Consider the following 538-nt stretch of genomic DNA (forward strand, 5'->3'; position numbering starts at 1 on the left):
ATATAAATATAATGTATGGCAGTTTGTTACATTAAAATTCGTCACAAATGCCTGACATTCCCCCTTTCAGTGAACGCCTGTATGACGGGGTTATTCTCCAAAATACGCCATATTTTCTTCTTCTCTGTTTTAGTGATTACAGTTTCATTCAGCAGGCTCATATATTCATTAATCTCTTTGAGTGTTCCTAGCTCCATTGTCCCTTCCAGTCCTCTGATATGCTTCATCAGTCCTCTGATTGTATAGACTCTCGTCTTGCTGTAGCGTCCTTTTCCTATCACTGAGACCTTGATAATTTTAGATTGTCTAAGCACGTTTCTAAGGGCTGTGATAGAGATATTAAATGCCTGGGCGAGTGTACGTAACGACATTTCCAGGACTCCTTTATGCTGATGTTCTTCGATGTATTGAACGATATCCTGCTCACGTTCAAAAGCATGTGAGTTCTTTCTATCCTCTCTTGCCTTCTTATGCTTGTAGAAGCCGTTCCACGCTCTTGTCGTTCCTTCTTTCTGATTCCAGGATGAAATACGGGCAT

1 pseudogene is annotated in these 538 nt (G+C 40.7%); it reads right to left on the minus strand.

Annotated elements, in window-relative coordinates:
* Positions 1 to 41: 41 nt before the first annotated feature.
* A pseudogene (locus ERX37_RS11510) lies at positions 42 to 538 on the minus strand (hypothetical protein); the annotation flags it as partial.

The sequence above is a fragment of the Macrococcus hajekii genome, from assembly GCF_004359505.1.
GTDB classification, from domain to species: domain Bacteria; phylum Bacillota; class Bacilli; order Staphylococcales; family Staphylococcaceae; genus Macrococcus; species Macrococcus hajekii.